This window comes from Methanothermobacter sp. KEPCO-1, assembly GCF_008033705.1.
GTDB lineage: Archaea > Methanobacteriota > Methanobacteria > Methanobacteriales > Methanothermobacteraceae > Methanothermobacter > Methanothermobacter marburgensis.
Window position 1 is genome coordinate 899,928 of the sequence record NZ_CP042937.1, and the last position, 26,668, is coordinate 926,595.

Here is a 26,668-nt window from a genome sequence, read left to right on the forward strand (position 1 = left end):
AATGGTTTTAACAGATTCAGAGATTGAATTCATAAGGAAAGAACTTGGGAGGGATCCGAATCCCCTCGAATACGGGATGCTGGATGTGATGTTCTCTGAGCACTGCTCATACAAGAGCAGCCGCCCGGTCCTCGGCCTCTTCCCAACCGAGGGTGAGGGGGTAATCATAGGTCCTGGTGATGACGCCGGTGTGGTTGAGGTCACCGATGAGCTGGCCATGGCCATTGGAATTGAGAGCCACAACCACCCCTCTGCGATAGAACCCTATGGGGGTGCAGGTACAGGTATAGGGGGGATTCTGAGGGATATAATCTCAATGGGCGCCATGCCCATAGCCCTCCTTGACTCCCTTCGGTTTGGATACCTTGAGGACCAGAAATCAAGGTACCTCTTTGAACACGTGGTTAAGGGCATATCTGACTACGGGAACCGTGTGGGGGTTCCAACAGTTGCAGGCGAGGTTGAATTTGACGATAACTTCCAGCTGAACCCCCTTGTGAATGTTATGTGCGCAGGCCTTGTGCGCAAGGATGAGATAAAACGGGGGATAGCCCCCCGGCCAGGTGACGTATTCCTCCTCATGGGGGGTAGGACAGGCAGGGATGGAATTCATGGCGTAACCTTTGCCTCTGAGGAACTCACAAGTTCATCTGAACTGGAGGACCGGCCAGCGGTTCAGGTCGGCGACCCCTTCACCAAGAAGATGGTGATGGAGGCGAGCTTTGAGATAATGGAGAAAATAGAGGTTTCAGGCGTGAAGGACCTCGGGGGCGGGGGTTTAACGTGCTGCATCTCTGAACTCGTGGCCAAGTGTGATAACGGTGCAAGGGTCAACCTGGAGGCGATACCTCTCAGGGAGGAGGGAATGACACCCTATGAGATAATGCTCTCAGAGTCACAGGAACGCATGATATTCGTGCTCAGCCCGGACCGGGTTGATGAGGCAATGGAGATCTGCAGGAAGTATGAGCTTCCGGCCTCGGTCATAGGGGAGGTTACAGATACCGGAAGGATGATTGTTGAAAGCGAAGGTAATGTTATAGCGGACCTGCCAGCAAAACTCCTCGCGGATCCCCCTGTGATTGAAAGGGAGGCAAAAAAACCTGATTTACCCGAGGGGCAGGTGGAGGTCCAGCACCCCCCTTTCACTGAAGCGCTCCTTAAACTCCTGTCATCACCCAACATTGCAAGCAAGAGGTGGGTTTACCGCCAGTACGACCATGAGGTTCAGATAAGAACCGTTGTGAAGCCAGGTGATGATGCGGCGGTCCTCAGGGTCGATGAGAAGACTGGAGTTGCACTCACCGTTGACTGCAACAGCATCCACACAAAGCTGGACCCATACGGTGGCGGCGCAGCCTCTGTGGGGGAGGCAATAAGGAACGTTGTTTCAATGGGCGCCTGGCCACTCTGCATAGTGGACTGCCTCAACTTCGGAAACCCGGAGAAACCGGAGGTTTTCTGGCAGTTCAGGGAATGCGTGAGGGGAATGGCTGACATGGCAGAGACCTTCGGCACGCCGGTAATAAGCGGTAATGTGAGCTTCTACAATGAAACCGAGGGGGTTACAGTGAACCCCTCCCCCGTGGTTGGAGTTGCAGGGAGGCTACCACTTGATAGCATAAAGACAATGGACTTCAAGGCTGAGGGCGAGAAGATAATCGTCATCGGGGATACAAAACCTGAACTGGGAGCCTCAGAGTACCTGAGAACAGTTCATGGCATTGTTGATGGTAAGCCACCCGAAACAGATCTCAGGGCAGAATTTGACGCTGCAAACTCAGTCAGGAAGATAATTGAGAGATTCGGGGATCAGGTAACGGCAATCCATGACTGTTCAGCAGGCGGTATAGGGGTTGCAGTTGCTGAGATGGCCATAAAGTCAGGTATCGGGGCAACCATAGACACAGGGAAGATCCCTGGAAGCTTCAGTAACATCCATGAGGCCCTATTCTCTGAATCAAATGGAAGGTACATCATAACCGTGACGGGATCCGTGGAGGAAATAATCCAGGAACTTGAAGTGCCCTGCGCTGTGATAGGAACCACTGGAGGCGACACCCTGAAATTTGATGATGTAGCACTGGATGTATCTGAACTCTATGATGCCTACCATGGGGTTATTGAGGCATACATGTCCACATAGGTGTTTTTTTGAGGTACCGGAGGGAGTTCTTCAGGCAGATCATACATGCAGCAGGCATAGTCTTCGTGATCCTTGCAGGCTACCTTGGCTCCCTCCCCATGGTGGCCCTCTCCCTCGCAGCAGCACTCATGGGTGAGTTGATATTTCAGCTTGACAGAAGGTTCACCCTCCCCTTCTTTTCCTATGTTCTGAGGAGCTGCCGGAGGGATGATACCGAGAGGGGCTTCATCTACTACTTTCTGGGAATGGCCCTCACATATGCCCTCTTTGGTTTTAACATTTCAGTGGCCAGTGCCTCAGTTATAATACTCACGCTGGGTGACTCACTCTCCACAATCATCGGCAGGGAGTATGGTTCACACCCCCTCCCCTTAAACCCTGATAAGAGCATTGAGGGTTCAGCGGCCTTCCTTTTAGCAGGGTTCCTGGGGGCCCTCTTTTTCCTTGACCCCCTAACCGCACTCACAGGGGCTATTGCGGGTATGCTGGTGGAGGCCTACACCCCGGTTGAGGATAACATAACCATTCCCATCGGTGCCGGGGCTGTGATGCTGCTCCTCGTCCACTGAACAGATTTTTTGTGAGGATTCAGAGTCTTTTCACCTGATGAAACAACTGATCCCTGCGTCACCTCTTTAAAAAAGGATCCTTATCAGCGTCTTTACTTGAGACAACTCAGTAGGGGCATTGTAGTCAGGTGGATGGTAACAGTCAGAGTCTTATCACCTGATGAGACAAAAAATATGGTTTTGTTAGGGGTCAGAGTCTTATGACTCCTTCCCTCCTGAATGAGACAACGGAAGCCGCAAAGAGGATTACAGATAAAAAGGCCGCCGGTAACATGTCATAGATGAGAGCCGGGTTGAGATATGGGCTCGATGAGAGCCTGACCATTATGATGCTTGGTATAAAGCGTATTATGGGGTTGAAGATGCCCATATCCATGAATAGGGGCACGAAGAGCAGGAACGTTGCAAAGAAGAGCACCACCGTGATGGCAGAGTTGGCCTCCTTTGTGCTGTCTGCAAGGATGGATATGAAGAGACCGGTCCCTGTGAACCCCAGTCCCGTGAGGAACATTATGATGGACAGGAGGGGGATATTGTAAACCGGCACCCCCAGGAGCATCACTATCCCAAGCCACAGGAGGCTCTGAATGAACGAAAAAATGAGTGCAGGGGTTATCTTACCAAGAATGATGCTGGTCTCGGATAAAGGGACCATGAGGAGGACCTCAAAGGTTTTTCTTTCCTTCTCGCCAACCACGCTGTCGGTTACAATGTTACTACCAAGGAAGAATGGGAGGAAAACCACGAAGGGTATTATGAACCCGTACATTATCTCCACAAAGTAGGAGCTGTCAACTGCAAGGGGAGCATACCGGTCCCTGTTAATGGGGATAATTTTAAGTTTAACAGGATTCTCCAGGGCTTTAACTGTGGATGCTGGAATACCCGCCTCCCTGAACTGTTTCTGCTCCGCGTACCAGGAGGCAGCACGCTGAAGCCTTTCGCTCATGATGGTGTAGAATGCACTGCCGGTGTCTGCTTCGATACGGACATCCCCACCGCTGGTGTAGACAATGGCAACCACCCCTGATCCAAGGCTTCTCCTGGCATCAGCAAGATTCGGGAATCTCGTAACACCCAGACCCTCCCTTTCAAGGCCCTCAATGAGCAGACGTTCATCCCCCACAACACCCACCTTGAGGAACCTGGAACCACCCCACTCCCCAATGAGCTCTGGATCCGCTGCAACGGAACTTACAACTGCAAGTCCATAGGCACCCAGTATTATTATGACCTGCACCAGGACAAGCAGCATGTAGATCCTGTTTGAGAATATGTCCCGTGCCTCCTTAACTGTAAGGGCCTTCAGCTTCATGGTCTCACCATCAACCTTAAAATACCGGGCCTTGGACCAAAAACCACATCATCCCTGCTGAATAATCTGACTGCAAGTCCATAGAAGAGGATGTTGAGTATGAGGATTGAGAAGAGGGGCGGTATGAGGTCAGCTGCATTCAGGTTAACTCCTGATATCAGCTTTATGGTGAGGGTCATGGGTGAGAGGGACCCTGAGGAACCCGCCATGTAGGCGAGGGCAGGCACAATCAGATATGCTGCTGCGATTATGTAGGCGAAGGTTATACCTATCCCGGCCTCCCGGTAATTCTTTGCATAAACAGATATGAGTGCCGTGAGCCCTATGATGGGTGTTGATGAGAGCACAACGGTTAGATAGGCACCTGCCGGGTTGCTTATCTTGAAACCGGCCGCCATTATGAGGATCATCCATACACCCACCTGCAAAGCCACCGTTGCGGTAACAGAGAGGCACTTCCCGATGATTATCTCAGAGCGCCTTATGGGCATTGCAATAAGGGCTTCACCTGTTTTCCTCTCCTTTTCACCCACGATACTGTCCACCACCAGGTTTCCGAACAGGAAAACCGGGAGAAATAGGAGAATGGAAACCATGACACGCCTCACAAGCTGAAGTGGAAGGGCCTCACCCTGTGTCTCCTCACGGACCTCAGGTCTCGGCGTTGGGGTTTCGATGAGTTCCGTGGTTATAATGGTGGAGGCCCTCTCAACCGCGGCTTCCACCTCGTCCCTCACAACGGTCCTTCTTGGATCAGAATAGTCAAGGTAGAGTGTTGCATTCAGGGGGATGCCGGTGAAGTTATCGACCAGGAGCCTTGATGGTGCACCTCCATGTATATAGAGGACGTCGGGGTTCAGCTGCCCTGAGATGATACCTGAGGGGTCGGTAACACTGAGCTCTGCAAAACCCCTTAGGGAGGGGGTGAAGGTGTTTCCCTCACCTATCATCTCAATGAAGCCGCTGAACATGAATATGGTGAGTGAAAGTACCAGTATCTGAAATATGAATATGAAGAGGAATTTACGGCTTCTGAATGTGCCCCTGAGTTCCCATTTTGTAACTGTTAGGAGATTCATCTAGGACCCCTTCAGGCTCTGTATGAATACGTCGTTGAGTGTTGCCTCCCGGGTGTTCACACTGAAGACAGTTCCAGGGATGTTCTCTATAACCTCTGTTATGGATTCACGGCTACCAAGGGATAACCTGATGATTTTACCATCGATTTCAACGGATTTAACACCACTTATCTCCATAAGAGATTCTCTGCTGACCAGTGAGGGCTCTGAGACCTTAACTTCAAGTATCAGATCCCCCTGGACCCTGGATTTGAGTTCATCGGGGGTTCCAATGTCTAGTATGCGCCCCCTGTTTATTATGGCGACCCTGTCACAGAGGTAGTCGGCCTCCTCCATGTAGTGGGTGCAGAGTATCATGGTCCTTGAGCCCTTTAACTCCCTTATGAATTCCCTTATTGAGAATGCTGTTGCCGGGTCAAGGCCCATGGTGGGCTCATCGAATATTATGATTGGGGGGTCATGTATGAGGGCCCTTGCTATCCCGATCCTCTGCCGCATGCCCTTGGAGAATGTGTTTATGGGGTCCTCTGCACGTTCACTCATACCCACGAGTTCAAGTAACTCATCTATCCTGTCATCCAGCACATCCCTGGGGACACCATAGAGTTCACCGAAGTACCTCAGGAGATCCGCAGCCCTGAAACGCTCATAGAGGTTGGGCTCCTCTGGCAGGTAGCCTATCATTGCTTTAACTCTGAGGGGGTCCCTGGTAACATCATAGCCACCCACATGGACCGTCCCAGAGTCAGGGTGCAGTATCCCTGCTATTATGCGTATTGCAGTGGTCTTACCGGCACCGTTGTGGCCGATTATGCCCATGAGTTCCCCTTCCCTCACACTGAAGCTGAGGTTATCAAGGGCCCTGATTCTTCCAAAGCTTTTAGAGACAGAGTCCACCTCTATCATGAAACCTCCATGAATCAAAGATTATTTTTCCAGCCGGGAATTTATATCCCCCTTTATATATTAATAGTATAAACAGTACTTAAGCGGTGATGGTCACATGTTTCTATCAGAACTCATACCAGTGAGGGATGCATTCAGGATTCTTGATGAAAATCAGAGATCAACTGAGACTGAAACCCTTAATCTCTTATATGCCCATAAAAGGGTTCTTGCGGAGGATTTAAAAGCCAGATTTGACTCCCCCCCCTTTGACAGGTCAGCGATGGATGGATACGCGGTGAGGGCCGAGGATACATTCGGTTCGTCACCTGAGAATCCATCAAGATTCACTGTCACAGATTCCATAGGGGCCGGGGATGTATCTGATGTGGATGTGGATAGGGGGGAGGCTGTTAAAATCGCAACAGGAGCTCCCATACCCCGTGGGGCAGACGCTGTTGTCATGGAGGAGTACACTGTCAGCTCAGGATCCGAGATCAGTGTTGTAAGGCCGGTGTTTCCTGGAGAGAACGTGGCACCGGCAGGAGAGGATTTCAGGGCAGGGGATACCGTCCTGAGTAAAGGAACCCTCCTCAGACCTGCAGAAATTGCCATGGCGGCATCGGCAGGTTACAGCCAGCTGAGGGTGTATAAAAAGCCCTCGGTAAAGGTGATAATAACAGGTAATGAACTCATGGAGCCTTCAGCGGACCTTGAACCAGGTAAGATACCCAACTCAAACCTCTACACCCTCAAGGCCCTTGTGGAGAGTGCAGGTGGTGATGCAGAGGTTAGCCACGCCCCCGACGACATGGATATCATAGTGGATGAAATCAGAGGGGCAGTGAAGGAACATGACATGGTCATAACAACCGGCGGAACAGCGGTGAGCCGTGGAGACGTGGTTGTGGATGCCGTGGATAGCCTTGGCGACGTACTCTTCCATGGGGTGGCAATGAGGCCAGGCAAACCTGTGGCATTCGGAATTGTTGAGGGTAAACCTGTATTCATGCTTTCAGGGTATCCTGTCGCTGCCATGGTTCAGTTCGATGTCCTTGCAAGGTATTATCTTCTCAGAATGCAGCACCTGGATTACAGTCACAGAACAGTGAAGAGGCGGTGTCTTGGTAAGGTTGCATCTGGACCCGGCAGGACGGAATACGTGCGGGCAAATGCAGATAACGGAACAGTTAAACCCGTCCAGAGCAGGGGTTCGGGTATAATAAGGTCAATGGTGGAGTCAAATGCCTACATAGTGATAGATGAGAACCTTGAGGGTATAGCTGAAGGTGAGGAGTGTGAGGTCCTCCTCTTTGATTCAATGACACTCTGAAACCCTGCCAGCACATATAAATGGGAGCTTTTATATGACCGCTTCAACAACCATTAAAACAGGTGTTATGTAATATGAATGCACTGTGGTTTTACGTCATCGCATTTATCCTGATATGGACACTCGCTGTTCTTTTCAGGGACAGACTCAAGATTGAGATACAGGGACCTCTCCTCCTGAGGAGAACAAAGAGGATGAGGGGATTCATCGACAGCATAGCGTCAGGCCACCCAAGACTCTGGAGGTGGATACTGAATGCGGGCATCCCTGTGGCGTTCTTCTTCATGTTCTACATGCTCTACCTCATGGTGATGTCCCTTCAGAACATATTCGTGACTCCACAGGCTTCACTCATCGTGCCGGGTGTTGACATACCGGGATCACCGGTTTACGTGCCTCTGGGTTACGGTATAGTGGGCCTTGCCACGGTCATAGTGGTGCATGAATTCGCCCATGGGATACTTGCAAGGGTTGAGGGGGTCCGTATAAAATCCATTGGCCTCCTTCTTCTGGCAATACTTCCGGGCGCTTTCGTTGAACCTGACGAGGATGACATCAAGAAGGTGAGCCCCATCTCAAAGCTGAGGATATATGCCGCCGGATCAGTGGCGAACCTCATACTTGCAGGTATATGCTTTGCACTATTCTTTGGTATTTCAGCATATGCCATGCCCGCTGCCTTCCAGGCCGACGGTGTTCAGATAGACAGTGTGGTCCCTGGAAGTCCTGCAAGCGAGGTCCTCAAACCGGGCCTCGTCATTGAGAGCATAAATGGAATGCCAACCACAAACCTCACCACCTATGGAATGGCCCTTAAGAGGATACGGGTTGGTGAGGTTATCACAATAGACACTGATCAGGGGACATTCAGGCTTAAGACAGGCAGAAACCCCAACAACTCAAGCAGGGCCTACATGGGTATCAGAACCAGCAACCACCTGAAGGTGAGGGAGTCTGTGGCATCGGTCTTTGGAGGTACCCTTCCATTTGCCCTCACCTACCTGGAGGAGCTCTTCTTCTGGATATTCTTCCTGAACTTCGCGGTGGGTACGGTTAACCTTCTACCTGCCAAGCCCCTTGATGGAGGCCTCATGTTTGAGGAGCTCCTGCGCTACAGGTTACCGGAGAGGATTGTTAAACCGGCGGTCAGCTATGTCTCCATATTTGTTATACTCATCATAGCGGTGAGTATAATCTGGGGTACAGGGCGCGGTATTCTGATGATGTTCTGATAGCTGAGCTATACGCTGTAGACCGAGTTCTGATCAGCGCCTCTGGCAGCTGAAGCAGAGATCGTCTTCCTTATCGGTCCTGTATATCTTACCGCAGCGGGGACACATAACAGTCCTCATGCCGCTGCTCCTGGCTGGGGGGTCGTGGCACTGGCACCTTACACCGACCATCTTTTTTGTCATGGATAAGGATATGTTGGTTCATCAGGGTATTTTTTGCGGATTTCATTGACCTGAGCGGTTTATGCACCATCTCACTGCCTTAAGACAGTAAGTCATTAGATTTTTCAGTGACCCAGCTTTAAAAGAAATCCATCACTCTTCAGGGTTCACTTAAGACAGTAAGTCATTAGATTTTTCAGTGACCCAGCTTTAAAAGAAATCCATCACTCTTCAGGGTTCAGTTTACCTTCTTTGAGCAGTTCTTTTTTAACCTTTGCCCAGATACCTTCTTTTCTGTAGAGGTCCCTCAGTTTTTCCCTATCAGGGAATGTTATTGCGTTTCCCTGGCAGAGGGTTGCGCAAGTGCTGCAACCGACAACGCACCGGTAGGGCTGTGCAACCACGGGTCCTTCTTCTGTCCATCTGTAGACCTTCTGTCCACAGTTCATGCACATACCACATTTCACGCATTTTTCAAGGTCTATTGTGGGGTACCATTCTATTTTTTCACGCGGATATCCAGCAAGCCATGGCATTTCCATCACCCAGAGGTTTGATGATCTTTAAAGTTCATTGAAACTCCCTATAAATCCATAACATTCCGGTCAGCTGTGTCTGACCTCTCAATGGATTCAGAGGTATCATAGTGATTATATGTTATTCAATATATTTAAATTCATGGATGTATATTAAGATATACTTTATTGTTATTAAAGCAAATTTTATATAAATCTTAATTCAACAATATTTGATTTAAAATAAAATTAAATGGAGGTGAAAAGATGAGAAGATCGGTGATTCCATTAATTCTAATCATTGCACTCATGTTTACAGGAGGTGTTTCAGCAGCGGATAACAGCAGCAACAGCACTTTAAATGATACCCTCACCTCAAACTCCTCAGATTACAGTATTTTAATCCTCACTGGAACACAGTCATACACAAAGGCCATAATTGATGCCTATAAAAAGACAAGAGAAAATGGGTACAATTTCACCCTCAAGTTATATACATACAGTGATATCCAGAGAAATGACCCTGAAATTGATTCCAAAATAAGAAATGATGCAAAAACAGCAGACGTAATACTAATTCAGATGCTAACTGATCAACGCCTTAAACAGTTGCTCAATGATTCGGATACTCGAATAGTTACCATTAGCACAGGCAATCTATTTAAAAATGATTCTCGAGGAGGAGAGGATAACAGCACCCTTGCTTCATACTGGGGGCAAGGGGGCATGGAAAACCTTAGGAGGATCATGCTAAAGCTACTAAATGAATCAGGTATGGCTTTAAGGAAGGGGAAGATCTTTCGATAGTTACAATGCCCAGCACACTTGTGGCACACCCGGATACATCAGAGATATTCATAACTTGGAACCAGTACTATTCTTGGTATGTTCAGAGTAGCCACTACAAACCTGGAAAACCATGGATAGGCGTGGTAACATATAACAGTTACTACAAGGGCGAAGATTATGAGATACATTCAACCATACTCAAAAACCTAGAGTCAAGGGGTTACAATGTTATACTTGGTTTCGGAAGTGTTTCCCAGTTAATAAGTGAGTTTTTCAAGGATGGTAATAAAAGCAGAATCAGTGCGCTGATAGCACCAATGGCATTCAACCTCATCTACAACGATCCAGTTAACACTACAAAATTGCTTGCAACTCTGGATATACCTGTTTTTGCGCCAATTGTTGTACCGGACCTTGAGGCCTGGAATTCAAGCATTGATGGAGTATCTGCAATACTCTATGCATATGTGGCCATGCCTGAACTTGAGGGAAGGATAGAACCGATAGTTATAGGGGGTGGAATCACAAAAAAAGACGATGAAACAGGTATAAATTACTACTGTGACATTCCGTTGATGGATAGAATACATAAACTTACAGAGAGGGTCGTTAACTGGATTAAACTCCAGGAGATTCCTAATTCGAATAAAAAAATTGCTATCATCTACTACAACATAGAAGGCGGTAAGGATGGCGTGAGCGCAACATATCTCAATGTACCTGAGAGCATATCCAGAATACTGCAGGCAATGCAAGCAGCGGGATACAGAACCGAAGTAAAAACTGTACCGGAAATAATAAACATATTCCTCACACTTGGGAACAATATTGGATCATGGGCGCCCGGAGAACTTGAAAAGATTGTAAAATCAGGGGCAATAACAATTCCTATAGAAAAATACCTTGAATGGTTCAATAAACTTCCAGAAGAACTCAGAAACAGTGTGATAGCACAGTGGGGAGAAGCACCAGGAAATGTAATGGTTTACAATGGAAATATTGTGATTCCCGGCGTGATGCTTGGAAATATATTCTTGGGTCCCCAGCCGATGAGAGGATACGGGGAAGACCAGGTGAACATAATCCATAACCTTACAGTACCACCCACACATCAGTACTTGGCATTCTACTTCTGGCTTCAGAATGAATACTGCGCCAACGCTGTCATACACCTTGGGACACACGGAACCCTTGAATGGCTGCCAGGAAAGTCGGTTGGTTTATCCGCAGAGGACTGGCCAGACATATTAATAGGCAACATTCCAGATATTTACCCTTATATAGTGAATAACCCCGGCGAAGGCACACAGGCCAAGAGAAGAGGATACGCGGTTATAATATCCCACAACATTCCTCCAATGATACCCAGCGGTTTATATGGCGAGCTTGCAGAACTATCATCTAAACTGAGTCTTTACAAAGAAACAACGGACTACCAGAGAAAAGAGATCATATCAGGGGAAATAAAAGAGTTAATCAAAAAACTGGATATTGATAAAGAACTTTCCCTCAACTTCACGGCCCAACCGTTCGATGGAATCGTGGATACAGTTGAACATAAACTGGAGGAACTCGCCAGCACATTGATACCATATGGACTTCATACCTTTGGTTTCCCATTGAGCAATGAGACACTTGATACCATGGTCGAATCCATAGTATCATTTGATCCAGAAAACAGAAACAATACAGTTTTCAGGGATAAGATTAGAAAGTTATTGGCTGAAGATTACGAAATGTCATCACTTCTGGCAGCTCTTGAAGGTAGGTATATTCCACCTGCAAGAGGCGCGGATCCATTGAGGGTCCCTGATGCGTTACCGACAGGCACAAATTTCTATTCTTTTGATCCACGATGTGTGCCTGATACCGCTGCATGGGAAATAGGGAGAAAACTTGCCGATGATCTAATAAGTAGCTATTATAATTTAACGGGACACTATCCAGAGTCTATAGGAACAGTACTGTGGGCAATTGAAACCATGAATACTTATGGGCAGACTGTGGCGATGATTCTGAGATTGATAGGAGCAGAACCAGTATGGGATAAGTCAGGAAGATTTATAGGAATAAAGCCGACACCACTCTCAGAGCTTGGTAGACCCCGGATCGATGTCCTCGTGACAATATCAGGACTTTTCAGAGATTCCTTCATCTATACAATCGAAAAACTGGATGATGCTATAAGAGCAATCATATCATTGAATGAGTCTCCGACAGATAATTACCTCCGAAAACATTACCTTGAAGAGCTCTTGAGATACAGAGACCTAGATGCAGAGACAGCAGCCCTACTTGCTGGTGCAAGGATATTTGGAGATGCACCTGGCTCCTATGGAAATGGAGTGAGCGATCTTGTCGAAAGTACAAGTAAATGGGAGGGAAATCAAGAACTCATTGATTGCTACTTTAATCACATGTCCTACATCTATGGAAAGGGTGTTTATGGTCTTAAGGCTAGGGAAGCATTCAGCAACAAACTTGAAAAGATCGATGCAACAATGCAGATAAGATTTGCTATGTACGGTGTTCTTGATAACGATGACGTGTATTCATATCTTGGGGGTCTCACAATGGCTGCAAGATCAGTTTCAGGAAAGTTAATCAATGTTTACATAGGCGACACATATTCCTCAATAACACCTAAAGTGGAGACTCTGAACAGTTTTCTGGCCAAGGAACTCAGAACAAGGCTTTACAACCCCAAGTGGATTGAGGGAATGCTCAGCCAGGGCTTTTCAGGGGGTCATGAAATATCAAAGGAGATAGGATATCTCTTCGGGTGGAGCGCAGTCACACCTGAACTTGTACAGGACTGGATGTGGCAGAGGGTCGCTGAGACCTATGTCCTTGATTCTTCTGTGAGGGACAGGTTCAGGAGTGTTCAGCCCTACTCGTATGCTTCCACCGTGGCATGGCTTCTTGAGGCCAGCAGAAGGGGCCTGTGGAGGGCTGATTCAGCAACGCTTCAGAGGCTTGCAGATGAATATATCTCGGCGGTCAATGAGTATGGTGTTGTCTGCTGTCACCATACCTGCGCTAACATCGTCTTCAATGAGTGGGTTGTGAAGCTCTCCTCCCTTAACCAGGCGGCCCTGAGGAAGTTTGCAAGTGCAATGGCCGCAGCAACAGGTAAATCCATTGATGTACCAGGATCTGATATGGGGTCTGATACATCTGGCGGGACAGGTGATGATGGTCTTGGTGCTGGTGAAACCGGTGCACCGTCATCAGGTTCATCCGGTGGAATATCAGGTTCCACACCCAGTGAGGCTGCCAGTTCTGGTGAGTCATCTGAGGCCAGTGAGGTTTCACAGTCGGAACCTGCCAGTGAGTCAGGTAAGGCCTATGAGGTTGCTGCTTCAAGTCAGAGCGGTTCAGCAAGCACCCAGACACCATTTTATGCTCTTGCTGGCATCATAGGAATTGTATGCCTCCTTGGAGCAGGGTATTTCTATCAGGGAAGAAATTAAACCCCTATCTTTTATTTTTTTGATGTCTGATTTTTCACCCTCATGAAACCCATTTTAGGAAAACCTAAAAATTTATATGTGATGGGAGTTTAGGTATAACTAAAGTTTAGGAATACCTAAAAAGGTGGTGTCATGGAAACTACACTCGACAGAATATCCGAATCAGAGATGGTAACGGTCACCTCAGTTGACATTACTGGTAAGATAAAGCACAGGTTCACGGTGATGGGGATCGTCAGGGGGTCCAGGGTAACCCTTGAAAAGGTTGCACCCCTCGGCGACCCCCTCAAGGTGAGGGTCAGGGGCCACCCCTTATCCATCCGCAGGGAGGAGGCCTCAAGGATAAGGGTAAGGAGAGATTAGCTTGTCACTGATGATAGCCCTTGCAGGAAACCCGAATGTGGGTAAGAGCACCCTATTCAACAGCCTCACAGGTCTAAATCAGCACGTCGGCAACTGGCCAGGTAAAACCGTTGAAAAGAAGGAGGGATACCTGCACTTCAGGGGATGTGACATTGAGGTCATAGATCTCCCTGGAACCTACAGTCTCACAGCCGGTTCTCCAGAGGAGGAGGTGGTGATTGATTACCTCCTTGAGGAGTCTCCGGATCTTGTGATAAACGTTGTCGATGCATCCAATCTCGAAAGAAACCTTTACCTGGCCCTCCAGATAATGGAGTTTGGCCTTAACACCATCATCGCAGTGAACCTCAATCGGGAGGCTGAGAGGAGGGGTTACAGTCTGGATTATGGGAAGCTTGAGGAACTCCTTGGCGTGCCTGTTGTGAGGATCGAGGCAACTGAAGGCGAGCAGGATGAGCTCCTTGAAGGGGTAATCGAATGGAGTAAAGGTGAACCCAGGATCCCCGGATATGAATTCCTGAGACATGAATCTCTGAACAGATTATATGAACTCATCAGGGGTAGCGAACTCAAAGTTCCACCGCAATGGATCATAATAAAGCTCCTTGAGGGCGATGAGAGGGTGGTCTCAATGGTCGGAGAGGAAATTCATGATGAATTCAGGAGGATTCGCAGGATCCTTGAGGATGAATACTCTGTGAAGGCCGACGTGATTGTATCCGATGCCAGGTATGGGCTTATAGAGGCCCTCCTTGAGAGTACACTCAGAAAGCCACCGGTGGATCGGGTTACAGGTTCAGAGATTATTGACAGAATTGCGCTCAACAGGTACCTTGGCCTTCCGGTACTCCTTGGGGTGATGTGGCTGATTTTTCAGCTGACATTCACTGCAGGGGCCCCACTGACAGACCTGCTGGATTCCGCCTTTTCATACCTTGCAGATGCGGTTCATGGCGTCATGGGTGATTCTATCCTGGCATCCCTTCTATCTGATGGGGTGATAGGTGGTGTAGGGTCGGTCCTGGTATTCATACCCAACATATTCATCCTCTTCTTCCTCCTGTCCTTCCTTGAGGATTCAGGTTACCTTGCCAGGGCTGCATTTGTCATGGATCGTGTGATGAACACCCTGGGGGGCCTCAGTGGAAGGTCATTCATCCCCATGGTGCTGGGTTTCGGATGCTGCGTACCGGGCGTCATGGCCACAAGAACGATAGACTCTGAGAGGGAGAGGATAATAACGGCACTAATAGTGCCCTTCATGTCATGCAGCGCAAGGCTCCCTGTCTATGTGCTATTCACAGCAGCCCTCTTCCCGGTTATCTACCAGGGCTGGGTGATATTCTCACTTTACATTCTCGGGATAGTGGTGGCCATACTGACCGCCCGCTTACTCGGTGATAGAATCTTGGAGGGTGAAGGTTCACTCTTCCTCATGGAGCTTCCACCCTACAGGCTTCCAAGACTTAAGGCACTTCTCATCCACACCTACATGAGGGGTGTTCAGTTTATAAAGAGGGCTGGGACCATCATACTGGCAGGTTCACTGGTGATATGGTTCCTCTCGAACTTCCCGGGAGGGAACGTTTCATCATCAATCCTGGGGATTACAGGGTCCATGATAGCACCCATCTTCCAGCCACTGGGCTTCGGGGACTGGCAGTCCGCGGTTGCAATCATATTCGGGTTTGCCGCAAAGGAACTTGTAATAAGCACCTTCGGGACGGTATACGGCACCGGTGATGTTGCAGCAACCATTCAGGGGATATTCACGCCACTGGAGGCCTTCTCCTTCATGGTATTCATACTGCTCTACACCCCCTGCCTCGCAACACTTGCCGTAATAAAGCAGGAGGCCGGTACAAAATGGGCCCTCTTCTCCCCCGCATATTCCCTGCTGGTTGCCTGGATTGCGTCATTCCTTGTCTACACGGCAGGTACTCTGACTGGTTTATGATAACAGAATGGAGGTGAAATCATGGTCTCCCGTGGAGGTATAAGGGGTGCAAGAAAACCTGTAAAACCAGAGGATTAGATGGTGAAGACCATCCGGTGCTTCTCCATGATATCCACAACTATCCTGTCAAAACCCTCAAGTATTTCCACACCATCAATGAGCATGTCACGGGTTATGCCCCTTGCCATTAGATCCTCCTTCCTTGCAAAAACAGCCTCGGTCTCTGACAGTTCTCTGATGGTGTGGGAATACCTGTTTTTTTTCATTGCAGCATACACACCACTGGATATGAGGTACACGGTGAGTTCATCCTCCCTCCATATCCCCACAAGGTCAAGGAATGTCCTGAAACCCAGTTCAGATGGACTTTTAGTTACAAGGAACCCCACAGAACCCATCAGTAACCGCTCCACCCCAGTGTCTCCATGAGCTGCTCACCAAGAAGTTTCTCAAGGCACTGGACATTCTCCTGCATCCATGGCTCCTTGAGGGGGTAGCAGTTATCGAGTTTCTGCTCACCGTTCAGGAGCTTCATTGCAAAGGCCATGCATGTTGATTCACCGCATTCTCCACAGTTGCTACCAGGGAGGCACCTCTGTATATCGAGGGGTCCAATGCTTTCCACGTCCCTTCCACGCACACCCCTCATGTAGGCCTCGAAGGCCTGGTTTATCCTTTCCATGATCCTCCTTATGATATCAAAGGCCTCCTCCACGTCATGGTTTTTGTTCATGCTGACCTTCCCTGAGGGGTAGAGGCTTATGAGCCTGTCGTAGATGGTGAGAGTGAGAATGTTTTTCTTCTTAACATAATTCACAGCACCTGGCGGATACATATTTGCCAGGAGGGGTATGATGTCTCCGATTTCAGAGTCAAGCTCCATAAGGACCCTTATTTTCCCCTCACTTGCAATGCATGGCTTAACCTGTTTGAGGGTAACCTCCCTTACAAGGGACCCATCAGGGATGAGCTCCCTTTTAACCTCATCCATTTCCATAACGGCACCTCATATCCTGATAACTGCGGTTTCACCCTTTGCAGAGATTATCTCATGGAGCTCCTCATCGTTTATTATCTCTGCAGCCTCAACAAGATCCTCCTCCACAAGCCCCCTCTCCCTGAGGGACCCCTCATGTACCAGTATGCTACCCTCTGGAAATATGAGGTATGTGAGCTCCTCCACATTCGGGTACCCTATGCTCTCTGATTTCTGATCTGCAACTGCAGCGTAGACACCGTCCTCCATTAGGAGAACATCAGAGTCAAGGCCACTGTTCAGACATGCTATGACAACATAGAAACCACTGAACGCATCTTCAGATCCATAGGGGGCCCTGTCTATTATTATGAGTGAGGATTTCATTTTAACAACCCAGACTTATCACACGGTGACTTTTCTTTATCCATTCTGCCAGTTCATAAACACTTTTTATCTCCACGCCCTTTATGTAGGGCTTCTCTGAACAGGTGTAGCCCCGTGCTGTGGAGCACCTTATGCAGGATATCACATTAACACCGGACCTTACAAGGGCCCTGAATTTTTCCGCCACATTGGGGAATGACTGGGGGGCCTGGTCCCTTTTCGGTACATGTGTTCCATCCATGTAAAGGAATATGTTAACATCGTAGCCATTTTTCATGGCGCTTTCTGCCAGTTCTGATGCTATATCCGCATACTGATGGCGGTAGGGACCCTCAAGGAGGACTATTGTGAGCAGTTTTTTCTCCATGGATCTATCTTCGCATCCATAAAATAAATAATTTATTATGAATAATAATGATAGTTTTCACTGATTTTCAAGTGCCCTCTCAAAGGCCTCACAGTGGATCCTGGCAGCCAGCTCCTTCTTGCACTCATCATCTGCAAATAACCTCATCTTGGCGGCTCTGCAGGGGTAATGCTGTATCTTAAGACCTGCACGTACAGGCAGATCCTTCACCTCAGTTCCGACAAGTTCCTCTGCAACAAACCGTGTTGCACCGCAGGGTGAACACCTGAGGACCCTTATATCTTTTACCCTGTCGTCTTCAACATCAACCTCAACCACTGGCTTTCCAAATTTCGATACGAATTCATCAAAGGAGGGATTCCCGTTCTCCTCAAGGTCGCACATGTTCTCTGGTGCTGTGACATTCCCGTAGCCCAGCAGCTGATTTCTGAAGCCCTCACCCCTCCAGGCACCCACTATTATCCAGTCAACCTGATTGTGGATGCGGTCCACAAGTTCAAGTGTGAGGTCAGGATGGAGTATGTAGGTTATAACGATATCCGCTGATACTATCTGCTCAATCTTTTCCTCTGGTATTTCAACTTCATCTGCGAATATGCCTGAGGGGGCCTCAAGTTCAATGAAATCTGTTTCAAACTCCTCACCTATGTTCTCGTGGGTCCTTTCACCGTAGGGGCCGTCTGTCACTATTGCAACCCTGACCATTCAATCATCCCCCGGCTTGAATTCAGTCCTTATCCACTCTGCGATCTCGTCGCGTATCCTTCTGAATCTGGCTATATCCCCACCTGCAGGGTCCGGGAACTCAGCATGGATGTACCTCTTACCACCAGGGAATACAGGGCATGTCTCATCACAGAGACTCACAACCACATCAAACTCCTCACCCTCGAGTTCCCTGAGGTCGGTGGGCTTATGGGAGCTCATATCGATTCCAATCTCCTCCATCACCTTCACTGTCAGGGGGTTGATTTCCCTTGGCTGGCTTCCGGCACTCTGGACATGGTAGTGTTCCCCGTACATGTTTCTGAGAATACCCTCAGCCATCTGGGACCTTCCTGAGTTGTTTCTGCATATGAAAAGAACCCTCTTCTTCATGGTGATCCTCTTTACAGTTTCTGGCACATAAACCCGTGCACTGAAATCTATTCATACATCCAAATTTATAAATATATCGAGTTATTTATGAGATAAAAAATAAAACCATAAGTGATAACTCTGAGGGAGAAAGGGATAAATGAGAGTTGTTATAGTTGGTGGAGGGGCCGGAGGACTTTCAACGGCCTCAAACATAAGAAAATATGATAAGGATGCAGAGATAACTGTTATAACCCGTGATAAGCACGTGGCATATTCACCCTGCGCCATACCCTACGTTATGTGCGGGGAGGTTGAGTGCTTTGATGATATAGTGATGCACCAGCCAGAGGACTACAGGGAACGCAACATAGATATCCTCACAGAAACCGAGGTAGAAGAGGTTGACTCCCATAAAAAAACCGTGACCTATGTGAAGGATGGTAAACGCCATGAAATACCCTACGACGTCCTTGTCCTTGCAACCGGGGGCTCCCCATTCATACCACCGGTTGAGGGGGTTGACCTTGAGGGGGTGTTCACCATAAGGACGCTCACAGACGGTGAGAGGATAAGTGAATGGGCCTCCAAAAGTAAAAAAGCCGTAGTGGTGGGCGCAGGGCTCATAGGTCTTGAGATAGCATATGGGCTTCTGAAAATGGGACTTGAAGTCACCGTGACAGAGATGCTGCCACAGATCGTCCCCCGTTCCCTGGACCCTGACATGGCAGCCATAGTACAGGAGTACCTTGAGGAGAAGGGGATAAGGGTTGTCCTTGGAAAGGCACTTGAGAGGATAACCGGAGACGAAAGGGTCGAGGCGGTTGCTGTGGGAGATGAGTGCATTGAGGCAGACCTTGTGGTCCTCGCAACAGGGGTGAGGCCAGAGACAAAACTTGCGCGGATGGCGGGATGCGAACTGGGACAGTGGGCGGTAAGGGTCAATGAGAGGATGCAGACAAGCGTACCTGACATTTATGCCGTCGGGGACTGCGTTGAGGTCTACGATGCCGTGACAGGCTTCAGGACCCAGTCACCACTGGGTTCAACTGCTGTGAGACAGGCCCGGGTGGCTGCAAGGAACATAGTGGGTCTTGATGCAACCTTCAGGCCGGTTCTCAACGCCATGGTATCAAAGATAGGTGAACTCGAGTTCGGTGCTGTTGGGCTCACAGAGGTCATGGCACTCCAGAGCGGGATAAAGGTGGTCTCAGGAAAGAAGAGGGCCCTTACAAAGGCCAGATACTATCCCGGCGCCGAGAGGATTGATGTGAAGATGATATGTGACCTTAAGGGAAGGATAATCGGGTGCCAGATGGTTGCAAAGGAGAGGGTGGCTGAAAGGGTTGACACCATGTCACTTGCCATATCACAGGGACTCACATGTTCAGATCTTGCCTGGACAGAGTTTTCGTATGCGCCCCCTGTTTCAATGGTCATCGACCCCATAATCCTTGCAGCGGAGGCTGCATGTGAAAAACTCAAAAGGGTGAACAGCAAGCAGGATGATTGAAATGAAGCAGTTTCTCATAACCCCTGCGGCGGGTAAACGCCTGATTGCCAGGGGAATGCTTCGGCACCCAGAGGTGGAGAGGGTTCTTGAGGATGGAACCCTTGTTATAATTGCAGGGACAACCAATGGCTACATAGCAGAGGAGATCCTGGCCGGAATCGGTGAGGATGGATTTGATCGAAGGGGCTTTCACAGGGGTATAACGGTCCCCGCAAATATCAGAAGGGATGATATGGGTCGCATGGGCACAGATTTTCCAGGTGACGTCGTGATCAGAGACGGCAGATGGGAGCGTGGTCTTGAAATATTTGATGTTGCAGACGAACTTGGAAGGGGGGACCTCGTACTCAAGGGTGCCAACGCCCTCGACTATCGATCAGGAAGGGCCGCTGTCTACATAGGTCACCCCATGGGGGGCACGGTGCTTGCTGCACTGCAGGCCGCGGTGGGGAGAAAAACAGGTCTTATAGTACCCGTGGGCCTTGAGAAGATAATACCCGGGGACCTTGATGCTACTGCACTCAAACTCAACTCAGCAGCTGCCGATGGGCCAGGCATGCTTCCCATACCCGGCAGGGTATTCACCGAGGTTGATGCCCTGGAACTTCTAACAGGCGCATCTGCAGAGCCGGTTGCAGCTGGAGGAGTCTGCGGTGCCGAGGGGGCATTTTATATGCTGGTTGAGGGCAGTGAGAGATCACTTGAACTTGCAGAGAGGATAGTTGGAGAAATTGCAGACGAACCACCCTACGCCAACCTTTATTATAATAAAAAATAGTGCAGGGCCCTGATTTTATTCAAATTCATAAAAATTCTGTTTTATCTGGCAAGGATAAGAAAAAATTCAATTAAGAGGATGGAGGGTTTGAATCTGGTAGCCCCTATTTTTTTGATACCCCTGAAAGTTCGATGATGTGACCGTATTCCCCTGGAAGCCTCCTTATCCTGTACCTGTATCCTGTGGAGGTCTCAAGGGCCGCTGCAGCGGTGTTTGCATAGGGGCAGGTGGATACTGTGACCCCATCGTCCTCAAGGGAGCGGCAGAAACCATAGAACCTGCAGTTTTTCACATCCATCACATGCTTCTCTCCTTCAGAGCACTCGATGGATGCCGCGAATCCATGGCTGAGGAAGTATTCTGCTGTTGATTTTACAGGATCCTCAGGGTCAATGATCTCTGCCAGGACGAAGCCCATCTCCCTTGTGACTCCCTGGGAACCATTGCCGAGGACCTTCCAGAGGCTCTCTGTGATGGCCCTGAACATGAGCATGAATGGCTGCTCAGGGGATGATGAATCGGCTGAGTGTTCAAACTCGTCTCTTCCCACACCACACTGGGGGCAGACCCAGCCATCCCCAAGTTCGCTGAAATCCCTGTCAGGGACCTGGTACTGGCATATCCTGCAGACGTACATCTCTATCCCTTGAAGTACCTCTCAAGAATGCCCCTGAGCATACGGGCATGCCTTCCCTCATCCCTTGAGCTCTCATGGAAGAAGTCACGGGCCTCATCAACACCACACTCTGTGGCCCTGAGGGCCGCTTCACCCTTTTCCCTGCTGGCAGCCTCTTCACCCTCAAGCATCATCTCGATGTTCTCCTTGAGGTTGTCTCTGATCACGCCATTGAGCTCTGCAAACCTGGCGGCATGCTCAGCCTCCTCAAGGGCTATGGTTCTGAGGGCCTCTGCCACCTCAGGTAGGCCCTCCCTCTGGGCCTGCCTCGCCATTGCAAGGTACATGCCAACCTCGCTGCATTCTCCCCTGAAGTTGGCATCAACCACCTTCTCGATCTCAGTATCCCTGCATATGCCTGTCCTGTTTTCGTTCATGTCACTCACCTCCGGATTTCAGCTGCAAGTTTTCTACCGGCCTCAAAGCAGGCGTCGAGTTCATCACCTGTGGGCACGTAGTACACTTCCTCCTCGCAGGCAACATCGAATCCCGCCTCTGCAAGGAGCTCCTTCATGGTGCCTGTGGCACCACCATTTCCACCCATTGACCCGAATACAAGGGCCTTCCTGGTGAGGGTTCTGTTGAATTTGAGGCCCCTGAGGTACATGAGGAGGTCTCCGACGCTTGGGTAGGGCTCGTCGTATATGGTGGGGGCTCCAAGTGCTATGGCGCCGCTTTCAAGTATGTCCTTCACGATCTCGCTCCGGTCATCCTCATGGAGGCAGTAGACCCTAACATCGACCCCCTCACTCATAGCTCCCTCTGCTATGGCATGGGCCATCTTCCTGGTTGAACCGTGCATGGTGTCGTAGATCACCGTGACCCTCTCATCCACCATGCCTGTGGCCCAGCCTGTGTAGGCCTCTATGATCTTCATGGGGTCTGTCCAGATCTGCCCATGGGATGGGGCGATCATCTGGATCCTTTCGAGGAGCCCAAGCTCCTTAACTTCGTCGAATTTTTTGAGTACCAGCTTTGAGAGTGGGGTTATGAGGTTTGCATAGAACTTCCTGGCAGCATCCATGAGGATGTATTCTGGTATCTCCCTGTCAAGGCGCTGGGGGCAGCAGAGGTGCTGTCCAAAGGCGTCGTTTGAGAAGAGTATCCCATCCTCATCAAGTAGGGTGAACATGCTGTCTGGCCAGTGGAGCAGCGGGGTCTCCAGGAATGTCAGTGTCTTCCCGCCAAGATCAAGCACATCCCCTGTTTTCACGGTCATGAACTCTGCTTCCCTGAGGGAGGGGTAGTGTTTCAGGAGCCCCTTAACAGCCACCTCTGTGCAGTAGATGGGAGCTTCAGGGAACCTCCTGTGGAGTTCCACCAGGACACCGCTGTGGTCCTTTTCAACGTGGTTCTGGATTATGTAGTCAACCCTCTCCATTCCCACCTGTTGCAGGGCGTCCTCAACCCTTGCCATGAGCTCATCAAAGGTGCCGGGGTAGGAGTTGTCTATCAGTGCAACCCCCTCATCTCCACAGACAAGGTAGGCGTTGTATGTGGTGCCCTGCAGGGTGTATCCATGGTAGTTTCTAAGATCCCAGTCCAGGACTCCAGTCCAGTATACTCCATCGGATATTCTTTTTGCTGCGGCCTTCATCTTATCACCGGATATTTAGTTCGTATGTCATCGAATGTACTATAACCTACGAACTAATATATAATTTTTTCTGTTCTATGGTAGTGAAACAATTTTATGGGTGGTGAAACATAACTCTGCTCAATGAGGGAAAGACAGCAGTTCACAATATTCGCAACGGATAGGGGAATAGAGGTAATCGAGAGTCCCGTTAAATCACTTATACTATCAGAACTCATAAAGAGGGAACTCAGATTTCAGGATATAGTCAGAATAACCGGGAAATCCAAGTCCACGGTATCAAAGCACCTATCTGATCTCAGAATGGCCGGACTCATCGTTGAAAGGCCGGACCCTGCAGACAGGAGAATAAAGGTCTTCTCAATAAACTCAAGGTACCTGGGTAAACTCAGAAGAAAAAAGCGCGGAGAACTGGATGAGGAAAAAACAGAGTTTCTTGCAAAACACCTGACCTCAGTGGGGGACCCATTTGAGTTCTTCAGGCTGATGTTCCATGTACTCAGGGTTGAACTCATAAAGGAGGGTATAAACATCGACCCCATTCTCCACGAGGCGGGATTGAAGATAGGGGAGGTCATATACCCCAGTTTAGGGGCAGGGAACCTCGAGGATCTCCTTGAAAACCTCAGAAGATTCTGGAGAATAAACCGGCTGGGGACACTCAAGGTGGAAAGCACTGATCCACTTATAATCAGGGCCTACGACTGCTTTGAATGCGGACTGCTTCCTGACATCGGGGAATCCGCCTGTGCCCTGGACTTAGGGATACTTGAGGCCGTTTTTGGCAGATACTTCAATTCTGATGTTGAAATACAGGAGACAGAATGCTATGCAAGGGGGGATGAGAGGTGCTCGTTCCTCATAAACCCATGAGGGTTCCGGTTCATGGTCAGGATACCCAGGAACCCCACCAGGGCTTTCACGATTAGATGCTGCCCCTGAACCTCACTATGGTCGTTGCAAGGTACCTCCCCTGTGACGGGAAGCCCCTCTCAACCACCTCATCATCCATGCTGCAGTTCTCCACAGATACGACATCCCTCTCCCGGGGGTCAGACTCCACAACATCCCTGGCGCGCCTCCCATGACGTGAGGTCTTCATTATAACGCAGGCATCAACGTTTTCAATTATGTTCCTGAAGCGCTCATCGACCCTTGGCACCACAACAAGGATCTCATCACCCTCCACGATCGACGTACCTGCACTTGCAGCACACGCTGTGAACGATGTCACACCAGGAACCATCTCTGTCTCAAAGCCCATATCCTCAATCCGCCTCTGAAGGTAACTGAAGGTGCTGTAGATGGAGGGGTCACCCAGGGTTATAAATGCAACATCCCTCCCTGAGGCAAGTTCCCCTGAAACCAGGCGGGCAGCCTCATCCCAGTGCCTTTCAAGTTCCCCCCTATCATCTGTCATGGGAAATACAGGATCAATCACCCTGTAATCATCGTCACGTTCACTTAAAACATCCTTCACAATTGAAAGGGCTATGCTGTCCCTTTCAGATGACGAACGGGGAGCGCATATAACTGGAACTGATTTTAAAACCTTCAGGGCCCTTATGGTTAAAAGTTCACTGTCACCTGGTCCAACACCCACACCTATGAGTTTTCCATTCATTAGAAACACCTGATAATCATTCTGCAGTCAATGAATTTGTTTTCAGTGGCACTCTCTAAACTTATATAGTTCCTCACCCTTAAATAGACTCCATGGAAAACCCACTTTTCTGTCCCGACTGTGGAATGATGAGGGATAACTGCACATGCAGGGGCAGGGGGCGCCTTTCATTCTTCAGGAACCTCATAAAATCCGATGAGAAATCAGATTCCATCAACGAGGACCTCCAGAAGAGGTATCCCCACATACCCTGCGAAATCATAGAGAACTTTCCCTTTCCCCAGCCGAGACCAGGGCAGCTTGATATCATAAACGACATCTACCAGGCACTTGAGGACGGCTACCGCTACGTTATACTCGAGGCAGGTACAGGTACTGGAAAGTCGGCAATAGCATGCACCCTCGCAGGCATCTACCAGCCTGCATACATACTCACAATGACAAAACAGCTCCAGGACCAGTATGCCACTGAATTCGGGTTTCCGGTTGTGAAGGGGAGGGGCAACTTCCTCTGCCGCAACGACGACCTGGAGTCAACCTGTGACATGGGCACCTGCCAGACAACCCCCTCATCAGAGAACTTCCACTGCCCCTACGGTGTTGTGAGGGGCGAAACACTCCTGGGTGAGGAGGCATTCCAGGACTCATATGGCAACAGGGTATTCTTCAGGACAGATGAGCACTGCCACTACTGGGAACAGAAGGCAGAGGCCATAAACAGCCCCATAACCCTCATGAACTATGACTACGCATTCCTTGAACTGAACTACGTGGGCCACTTTGACAGGAGGAATCTCATGATACTGGACGAGGCCCACAACATCGAGGATAAACTCATGAAGCGACTGGAGGTCACCATATCCAACAGGCGCCTCAGGAAGGACATTAAGAGGACAATACCCTCCAGTATGATGCAGGAGGATGACCCCGCCGAGTGGATCCTCCAGGTTGAGGCCATAGCCGACCACTACAGTGACCTTGAACTGGAATCACTGCCCAGGAAGAGGAGGGACAGGATAAAGAGGACCATCAAGAGGCTTTCGGAACTTAAAATGAGCCTTGAGGATGAACCAAAAAACTGGGTTATTGATTCCGACGGTGAATCGGTTTCATTCAAACCCCTCAGGGTCCACCACTATGCACATGACCGCCTCTTCTCCTACTCTGAGTCATGCCTCTTCATGAGCGCCACAATACTGAATGAGAGGCTCTTCTGCCAGTGGCTGGGCATAAAACCCGATGAGGCCTACATCGTAAGGGTCGACAGCCCATTCCCGGCATCAAGAAGACCCATAGAACTGAAGATCGCCGGGAAAATGTCAAGGAACCGGATAAAGCAGACGGCCCCGGAGACCATCCCCATATTGAACAGAATACTTGAAAGGCACAGAAACGATAAGGGACTCATACATACACACAACTACCGCTGCCAGAGGTTCATAATGGAGAACATACCAAACAGGAGACTCATCGACCACAAGGCATCCAACAGGGAGGCCGTTCTAAGATACTTTGAGGACTCCACTGAACCGCTGGTCCTTGTGAGCCCATCGATGAGTGAGGGTGTTGATCTACCCTATGATAAGTGCAGGTTCCAGGTGATCTACAAGATACCCTTCCCCTACCTTGGGGATAAGCAGGTGAACAGGAGGCAGAGGATGGACCAGAGGTGGTACGCCTACAAGACCATAATGACACTGATGCAGGCATATGGGCGTGGGATGAGGGCGCATGACGACTCATGCTACACCTACATACTGGACGGTAACATAGAGATGCTCTTCAGAAGCCCCCTCTACAGGTCGCTCCTCCCTGAGTTCTTCAAGGAGGCCATAGTCAATGAATAATTTCATAT

The 26,668-nt window shown here is 49.3% G+C and carries 27 protein-coding genes; 12 read left to right on the top strand and 15 right to left on the bottom strand.

The window, feature by feature from the left end; genetic code table 11:
* The first annotated feature begins 1 nt into the window (after position 1).
* Entirely contained in the window at positions 2–2,146 is a 2,145-nt protein-coding gene (purL, locus tag FVF72_RS04710) for a phosphoribosylformylglycinamidine synthase subunit PurL (RefSeq protein ID WP_147671342.1), read from the top strand.
* A gap of 8 nt (positions 2,147–2,154) precedes the next feature.
* Positions 2,155–2,715 carry a diacylglycerol/polyprenol kinase family protein gene (locus FVF72_RS04715; protein ID WP_147671343.1) on the top strand — a complete coding sequence of 187 codons (561 nt, stop codon included), beginning with the start codon at positions 2,155–2,157 and terminating at the stop codon, positions 2,713–2,715.
* 190 nt (positions 2,716–2,905) lie between these two features.
* Here the strand turns inward: FVF72_RS04715 and FVF72_RS04720 are convergent, their stop codons facing one another.
* The 3 genes from FVF72_RS04720 to FVF72_RS04730 are packed head-to-tail and all read right to left on the bottom strand — an operon-like array spanning position 2,906 to position 6,015.
* The gene (locus FVF72_RS04720; protein ID WP_147671344.1) at positions 2,906–4,030 is read right to left on the bottom strand and encodes an ABC transporter permease; all 1,125 of its coding nucleotides are present in this window, start codon (positions 4,028–4,030) and stop codon (positions 2,906–2,908) included.
* The gene (locus FVF72_RS04725) at positions 4,027–5,109 is read right to left on the bottom strand and encodes an ABC transporter permease (protein ID WP_147671345.1); all 1,083 of its coding nucleotides are present in this window, start codon (positions 5,107–5,109) and stop codon (positions 4,027–4,029) included. The genes FVF72_RS04720 and FVF72_RS04725 overlap by 4 nt, the downstream gene beginning before the upstream one ends.
* Positions 5,110–6,015 carry an ABC transporter ATP-binding protein gene (locus FVF72_RS04730; RefSeq protein ID WP_147671346.1) on the bottom strand — a complete coding sequence of 302 codons (906 nt, stop codon included), beginning with the start codon at positions 6,013–6,015 and terminating at the stop codon, positions 5,110–5,112.
* A gap of 97 nt (positions 6,016–6,112) precedes the next feature.
* Here FVF72_RS04730 and glp point away from each other — a divergent pair, with 97 nt between their 5' ends.
* Positions 6,113–7,327, top strand: coding sequence for a gephyrin-like molybdotransferase Glp (gene glp, locus FVF72_RS04735; protein WP_147671347.1), 1,215 nt, complete (start codon positions 6,113–6,115; stop codon positions 7,325–7,327).
* Between the two features lie 74 nt (positions 7,328–7,401).
* Positions 7,402–8,559, top strand: coding sequence for a site-2 protease family protein (locus FVF72_RS04740; RefSeq protein WP_013296533.1), 1,158 nt, complete (start codon positions 7,402–7,404; stop codon positions 8,557–8,559).
* Between the two features lie 33 nt (positions 8,560–8,592).
* Here the strand turns inward: FVF72_RS04740 and FVF72_RS09260 are convergent, their stop codons facing one another.
* A complete protein-coding gene (locus tag FVF72_RS09260; RefSeq protein ID WP_160322870.1) occupies positions 8,593–8,742 on the bottom strand; it encodes a hypothetical protein in 150 nt (49 codons plus the stop codon).
* Positions 8,743–8,945: 203 nt separating this feature from the next.
* Complete coding sequence (locus tag FVF72_RS04745; RefSeq protein ID WP_187239618.1) at positions 8,946–9,257, bottom strand: ATP-binding protein; 312 nt, start codon at positions 9,255–9,257, stop codon at positions 8,946–8,948.
* A 246-nt stretch (positions 9,258–9,503) separates the two neighbouring features.
* Here FVF72_RS04745 and FVF72_RS09410 point away from each other — a divergent pair, with 246 nt between their 5' ends.
* From FVF72_RS09410 to feoB, 4 genes are all read left to right on the top strand, one after another.
* Positions 9,504–10,043: a hypothetical protein gene (locus FVF72_RS09410; protein WP_242451226.1), complete on the top strand. Its 540-nt coding sequence runs from the start codon at positions 9,504–9,506 to the stop codon at positions 10,041–10,043.
* Positions 10,044–10,048: 5 nt separating this feature from the next.
* A complete protein-coding gene (locus FVF72_RS04750) occupies positions 10,049–13,498 on the top strand; it encodes a cobaltochelatase subunit CobN (protein ID WP_242451227.1) in 3,450 nt (1,149 codons plus the stop codon).
* Between the two features lie 132 nt (positions 13,499–13,630).
* Positions 13,631–13,861 carry a ferrous iron transport protein A gene (locus FVF72_RS04755; RefSeq protein ID WP_013296530.1) on the top strand — a complete coding sequence of 77 codons (231 nt, stop codon included), beginning with the start codon at positions 13,631–13,633 and terminating at the stop codon, positions 13,859–13,861.
* A gap of 10 nt (positions 13,862–13,871) precedes the next feature.
* The gene (gene feoB / locus FVF72_RS04760) at positions 13,872–15,818 is read left to right on the top strand and encodes a ferrous iron transport protein B (protein WP_242451276.1); all 1,947 of its coding nucleotides are present in this window, start codon (positions 13,872–13,874) and stop codon (positions 15,816–15,818) included.
* Between the two features lie 74 nt (positions 15,819–15,892).
* On the opposite strand, the gene tusB is transcribed toward feoB, so the two are convergent.
* The 6 genes from tusB to FVF72_RS04790 are packed head-to-tail and all read right to left on the bottom strand — an operon-like array spanning position 15,893 to position 18,646.
* Positions 15,893–16,216, bottom strand: coding sequence for a sulfurtransferase complex subunit TusB (gene tusB, locus FVF72_RS04765; RefSeq protein WP_013296528.1), 324 nt, complete (start codon positions 16,214–16,216; stop codon positions 15,893–15,895).
* Positions 16,216–16,815, bottom strand: a complete 600-nt coding sequence (locus FVF72_RS04770) for a (Fe-S)-binding protein (protein ID WP_013296527.1) — start codon at positions 16,813–16,815, stop codon at positions 16,216–16,218. The genes tusB and FVF72_RS04770 overlap by 1 nt, the downstream gene beginning before the upstream one ends.
* 9 nt (positions 16,816–16,824) lie before the next feature.
* Positions 16,825–17,181, bottom strand: a complete 357-nt coding sequence (locus tag FVF72_RS04775; RefSeq protein WP_013296526.1) for a DsrE family protein — start codon at positions 17,179–17,181, stop codon at positions 16,825–16,827.
* Between the two features lies 1 nt (position 17,182).
* Positions 17,183–17,548 carry a DsrE/DsrF/TusD sulfur relay family protein gene (locus tag FVF72_RS04780; RefSeq protein ID WP_013296525.1) on the bottom strand — a complete coding sequence of 122 codons (366 nt, stop codon included), beginning with the start codon at positions 17,546–17,548 and terminating at the stop codon, positions 17,183–17,185.
* A 57-nt stretch (positions 17,549–17,605) separates the two neighbouring features.
* Complete coding sequence (locus tag FVF72_RS04785; RefSeq protein ID WP_013296524.1) at positions 17,606–18,253, bottom strand: DUF166 domain-containing protein; 648 nt, start codon at positions 18,251–18,253, stop codon at positions 17,606–17,608.
* Positions 18,254–18,646: an arsenate reductase ArsC gene (locus FVF72_RS04790; RefSeq protein ID WP_013296523.1), complete on the bottom strand. Its 393-nt coding sequence runs from the start codon at positions 18,644–18,646 to the stop codon at positions 18,254–18,256. It abuts the gene before it with no gap.
* A 139-nt stretch (positions 18,647–18,785) separates the two neighbouring features.
* On the opposite strand from FVF72_RS04790, the gene FVF72_RS04795 reads away from it, so the two are divergent.
* Together FVF72_RS04795 and FVF72_RS04800 are read left to right on the top strand one after the other, a co-directional pair.
* A complete protein-coding gene (locus tag FVF72_RS04795) occupies positions 18,786–20,138 on the top strand; it encodes an FAD-dependent oxidoreductase (RefSeq protein ID WP_013296522.1) in 1,353 nt (450 codons plus the stop codon).
* A 1-nt stretch (position 20,139) separates the two neighbouring features.
* Positions 20,140–20,916: a hypothetical protein gene (locus FVF72_RS04800; RefSeq protein ID WP_048901312.1), complete on the top strand. Its 777-nt coding sequence runs from the start codon at positions 20,140–20,142 to the stop codon at positions 20,914–20,916.
* Between the two features lie 103 nt (positions 20,917–21,019).
* Here FVF72_RS04800 and FVF72_RS04805 read toward each other — a convergent pair whose 3' ends face one another.
* The 3 genes from FVF72_RS04805 to FVF72_RS04815 are packed head-to-tail and all read right to left on the bottom strand — an operon-like array spanning position 21,020 to position 23,189.
* The gene (locus FVF72_RS04805; RefSeq protein WP_013296520.1) at positions 21,020–21,553 is read right to left on the bottom strand and encodes a rubredoxin; all 534 of its coding nucleotides are present in this window, start codon (positions 21,551–21,553) and stop codon (positions 21,020–21,022) included.
* A 2-nt stretch (positions 21,554–21,555) separates the two neighbouring features.
* Positions 21,556–21,969: a ferritin family protein gene (locus FVF72_RS04810; RefSeq protein WP_013296519.1), complete on the bottom strand. Its 414-nt coding sequence runs from the start codon at positions 21,967–21,969 to the stop codon at positions 21,556–21,558.
* Positions 21,970–21,974: 5 nt separating this feature from the next.
* Complete coding sequence (locus tag FVF72_RS04815) at positions 21,975–23,189, bottom strand: FprA family A-type flavoprotein (protein ID WP_013296518.1); 1,215 nt, start codon at positions 23,187–23,189, stop codon at positions 21,975–21,977.
* Between the two features lie 123 nt (positions 23,190–23,312).
* Here FVF72_RS04815 and FVF72_RS04820 point away from each other — a divergent pair, with 123 nt between their 5' ends.
* Positions 23,313–24,062 carry a V4R domain-containing protein gene (locus tag FVF72_RS04820; RefSeq protein WP_013296517.1) on the top strand — a complete coding sequence of 250 codons (750 nt, stop codon included), beginning with the start codon at positions 23,313–23,315 and terminating at the stop codon, positions 24,060–24,062.
* Positions 24,063–24,114: 52 nt separating this feature from the next.
* On the opposite strand, the gene cobI is transcribed toward FVF72_RS04820, so the two are convergent.
* On the bottom strand, positions 24,115–24,813 hold the full coding sequence (gene cobI, locus FVF72_RS04825) for a precorrin-2 C(20)-methyltransferase (protein ID WP_013296516.1): 699 nt from the start codon (positions 24,811–24,813) through the stop codon (positions 24,115–24,117).
* 92 nt (positions 24,814–24,905) lie between these two features.
* On the opposite strand from cobI, the gene FVF72_RS04830 reads away from it, so the two are divergent.
* Positions 24,906–26,660 carry a helicase C-terminal domain-containing protein gene (locus FVF72_RS04830; protein WP_013296515.1) on the top strand — a complete coding sequence of 585 codons (1,755 nt, stop codon included), beginning with the start codon at positions 24,906–24,908 and terminating at the stop codon, positions 26,658–26,660.
* Positions 26,661–26,668 lie beyond the last annotated feature (8 nt).

Coding starts and splice junctions, on each gene's coding strand:
- purL (WP_147671342.1), top strand. CDS start 2: ATGGTTTTAACAGATTCAGAGATTGAATTCATAAGGAAAGAACTTGGG.
- FVF72_RS04720 (WP_147671344.1), bottom strand. CDS start 4,030: ATGAAGCTGAAGGCCCTTACAGTTAAGGAGGCACGGGACATATTCTCA.
- FVF72_RS04725 (WP_147671345.1), bottom strand. CDS start 5,109: ATGAATCTCCTAACAGTTACAAAATGGGAACTCAGGGGCACATTCAGA.
- FVF72_RS04730 (WP_147671346.1), bottom strand. CDS start 6,015: ATGATAGAGGTGGACTCTGTCTCTAAAAGCTTTGGAAGAATCAGGGCC.
- glp (WP_147671347.1), top strand. CDS start 6,113: ATGTTTCTATCAGAACTCATACCAGTGAGGGATGCATTCAGGATTCTT.
- FVF72_RS04740 (WP_013296533.1), top strand. CDS start 7,402: ATGAATGCACTGTGGTTTTACGTCATCGCATTTATCCTGATATGGACA.
- FVF72_RS09260 (WP_160322870.1), bottom strand. CDS start 8,742: ATGACAAAAAAGATGGTCGGTGTAAGGTGCCAGTGCCACGACCCCCCA.
- FVF72_RS04745 (WP_187239618.1), bottom strand. CDS start 9,257: ATGCCATGGCTTGCTGGATATCCGCGTGAAAAAATAGAATGGTACCCC.
- FVF72_RS09410 (WP_242451226.1), top strand. CDS start 9,504: ATGAGAAGATCGGTGATTCCATTAATTCTAATCATTGCACTCATGTTT.
- FVF72_RS04750 (WP_242451227.1), top strand. CDS start 10,049: ATGCCCAGCACACTTGTGGCACACCCGGATACATCAGAGATATTCATA.
- FVF72_RS04755 (WP_013296530.1), top strand. CDS start 13,631: ATGGAAACTACACTCGACAGAATATCCGAATCAGAGATGGTAACGGTC.
- feoB (WP_242451276.1), top strand. CDS start 13,872: ATGATAGCCCTTGCAGGAAACCCGAATGTGGGTAAGAGCACCCTATTC.
- tusB (WP_013296528.1), bottom strand. CDS start 16,216: ATGGGTTCTGTGGGGTTCCTTGTAACTAAAAGTCCATCTGAACTGGGT.
- FVF72_RS04770 (WP_013296527.1), bottom strand. CDS start 16,815: ATGGAAATGGATGAGGTTAAAAGGGAGCTCATCCCTGATGGGTCCCTT.
- FVF72_RS04775 (WP_013296526.1), bottom strand. CDS start 17,181: ATGAAATCCTCACTCATAATAATAGACAGGGCCCCCTATGGATCTGAA.
- FVF72_RS04780 (WP_013296525.1), bottom strand. CDS start 17,548: ATGGAGAAAAAACTGCTCACAATAGTCCTCCTTGAGGGTCCCTACCGC.
- FVF72_RS04785 (WP_013296524.1), bottom strand. CDS start 18,253: ATGGTCAGGGTTGCAATAGTGACAGACGGCCCCTACGGTGAAAGGACC.
- FVF72_RS04790 (WP_013296523.1), bottom strand. CDS start 18,646: ATGAAGAAGAGGGTTCTTTTCATATGCAGAAACAACTCAGGAAGGTCC.
- FVF72_RS04795 (WP_013296522.1), top strand. CDS start 18,786: ATGAGAGTTGTTATAGTTGGTGGAGGGGCCGGAGGACTTTCAACGGCC.
- FVF72_RS04800 (WP_048901312.1), top strand. CDS start 20,140: ATGAAGCAGTTTCTCATAACCCCTGCGGCGGGTAAACGCCTGATTGCC.
- FVF72_RS04805 (WP_013296520.1), bottom strand. CDS start 21,553: ATGTACGTCTGCAGGATATGCCAGTACCAGGTCCCTGACAGGGATTTC.
- FVF72_RS04810 (WP_013296519.1), bottom strand. CDS start 21,969: ATGAACGAAAACAGGACAGGCATATGCAGGGATACTGAGATCGAGAAG.
- FVF72_RS04815 (WP_013296518.1), bottom strand. CDS start 23,189: ATGAAGGCCGCAGCAAAAAGAATATCCGATGGAGTATACTGGACTGGA.
- FVF72_RS04820 (WP_013296517.1), top strand. CDS start 23,313: ATGAGGGAAAGACAGCAGTTCACAATATTCGCAACGGATAGGGGAATA.
- cobI (WP_013296516.1), bottom strand. CDS start 24,813: ATGAATGGAAAACTCATAGGTGTGGGTGTTGGACCAGGTGACAGTGAA.
- FVF72_RS04830 (WP_013296515.1), top strand. CDS start 24,906: ATGGAAAACCCACTTTTCTGTCCCGACTGTGGAATGATGAGGGATAAC.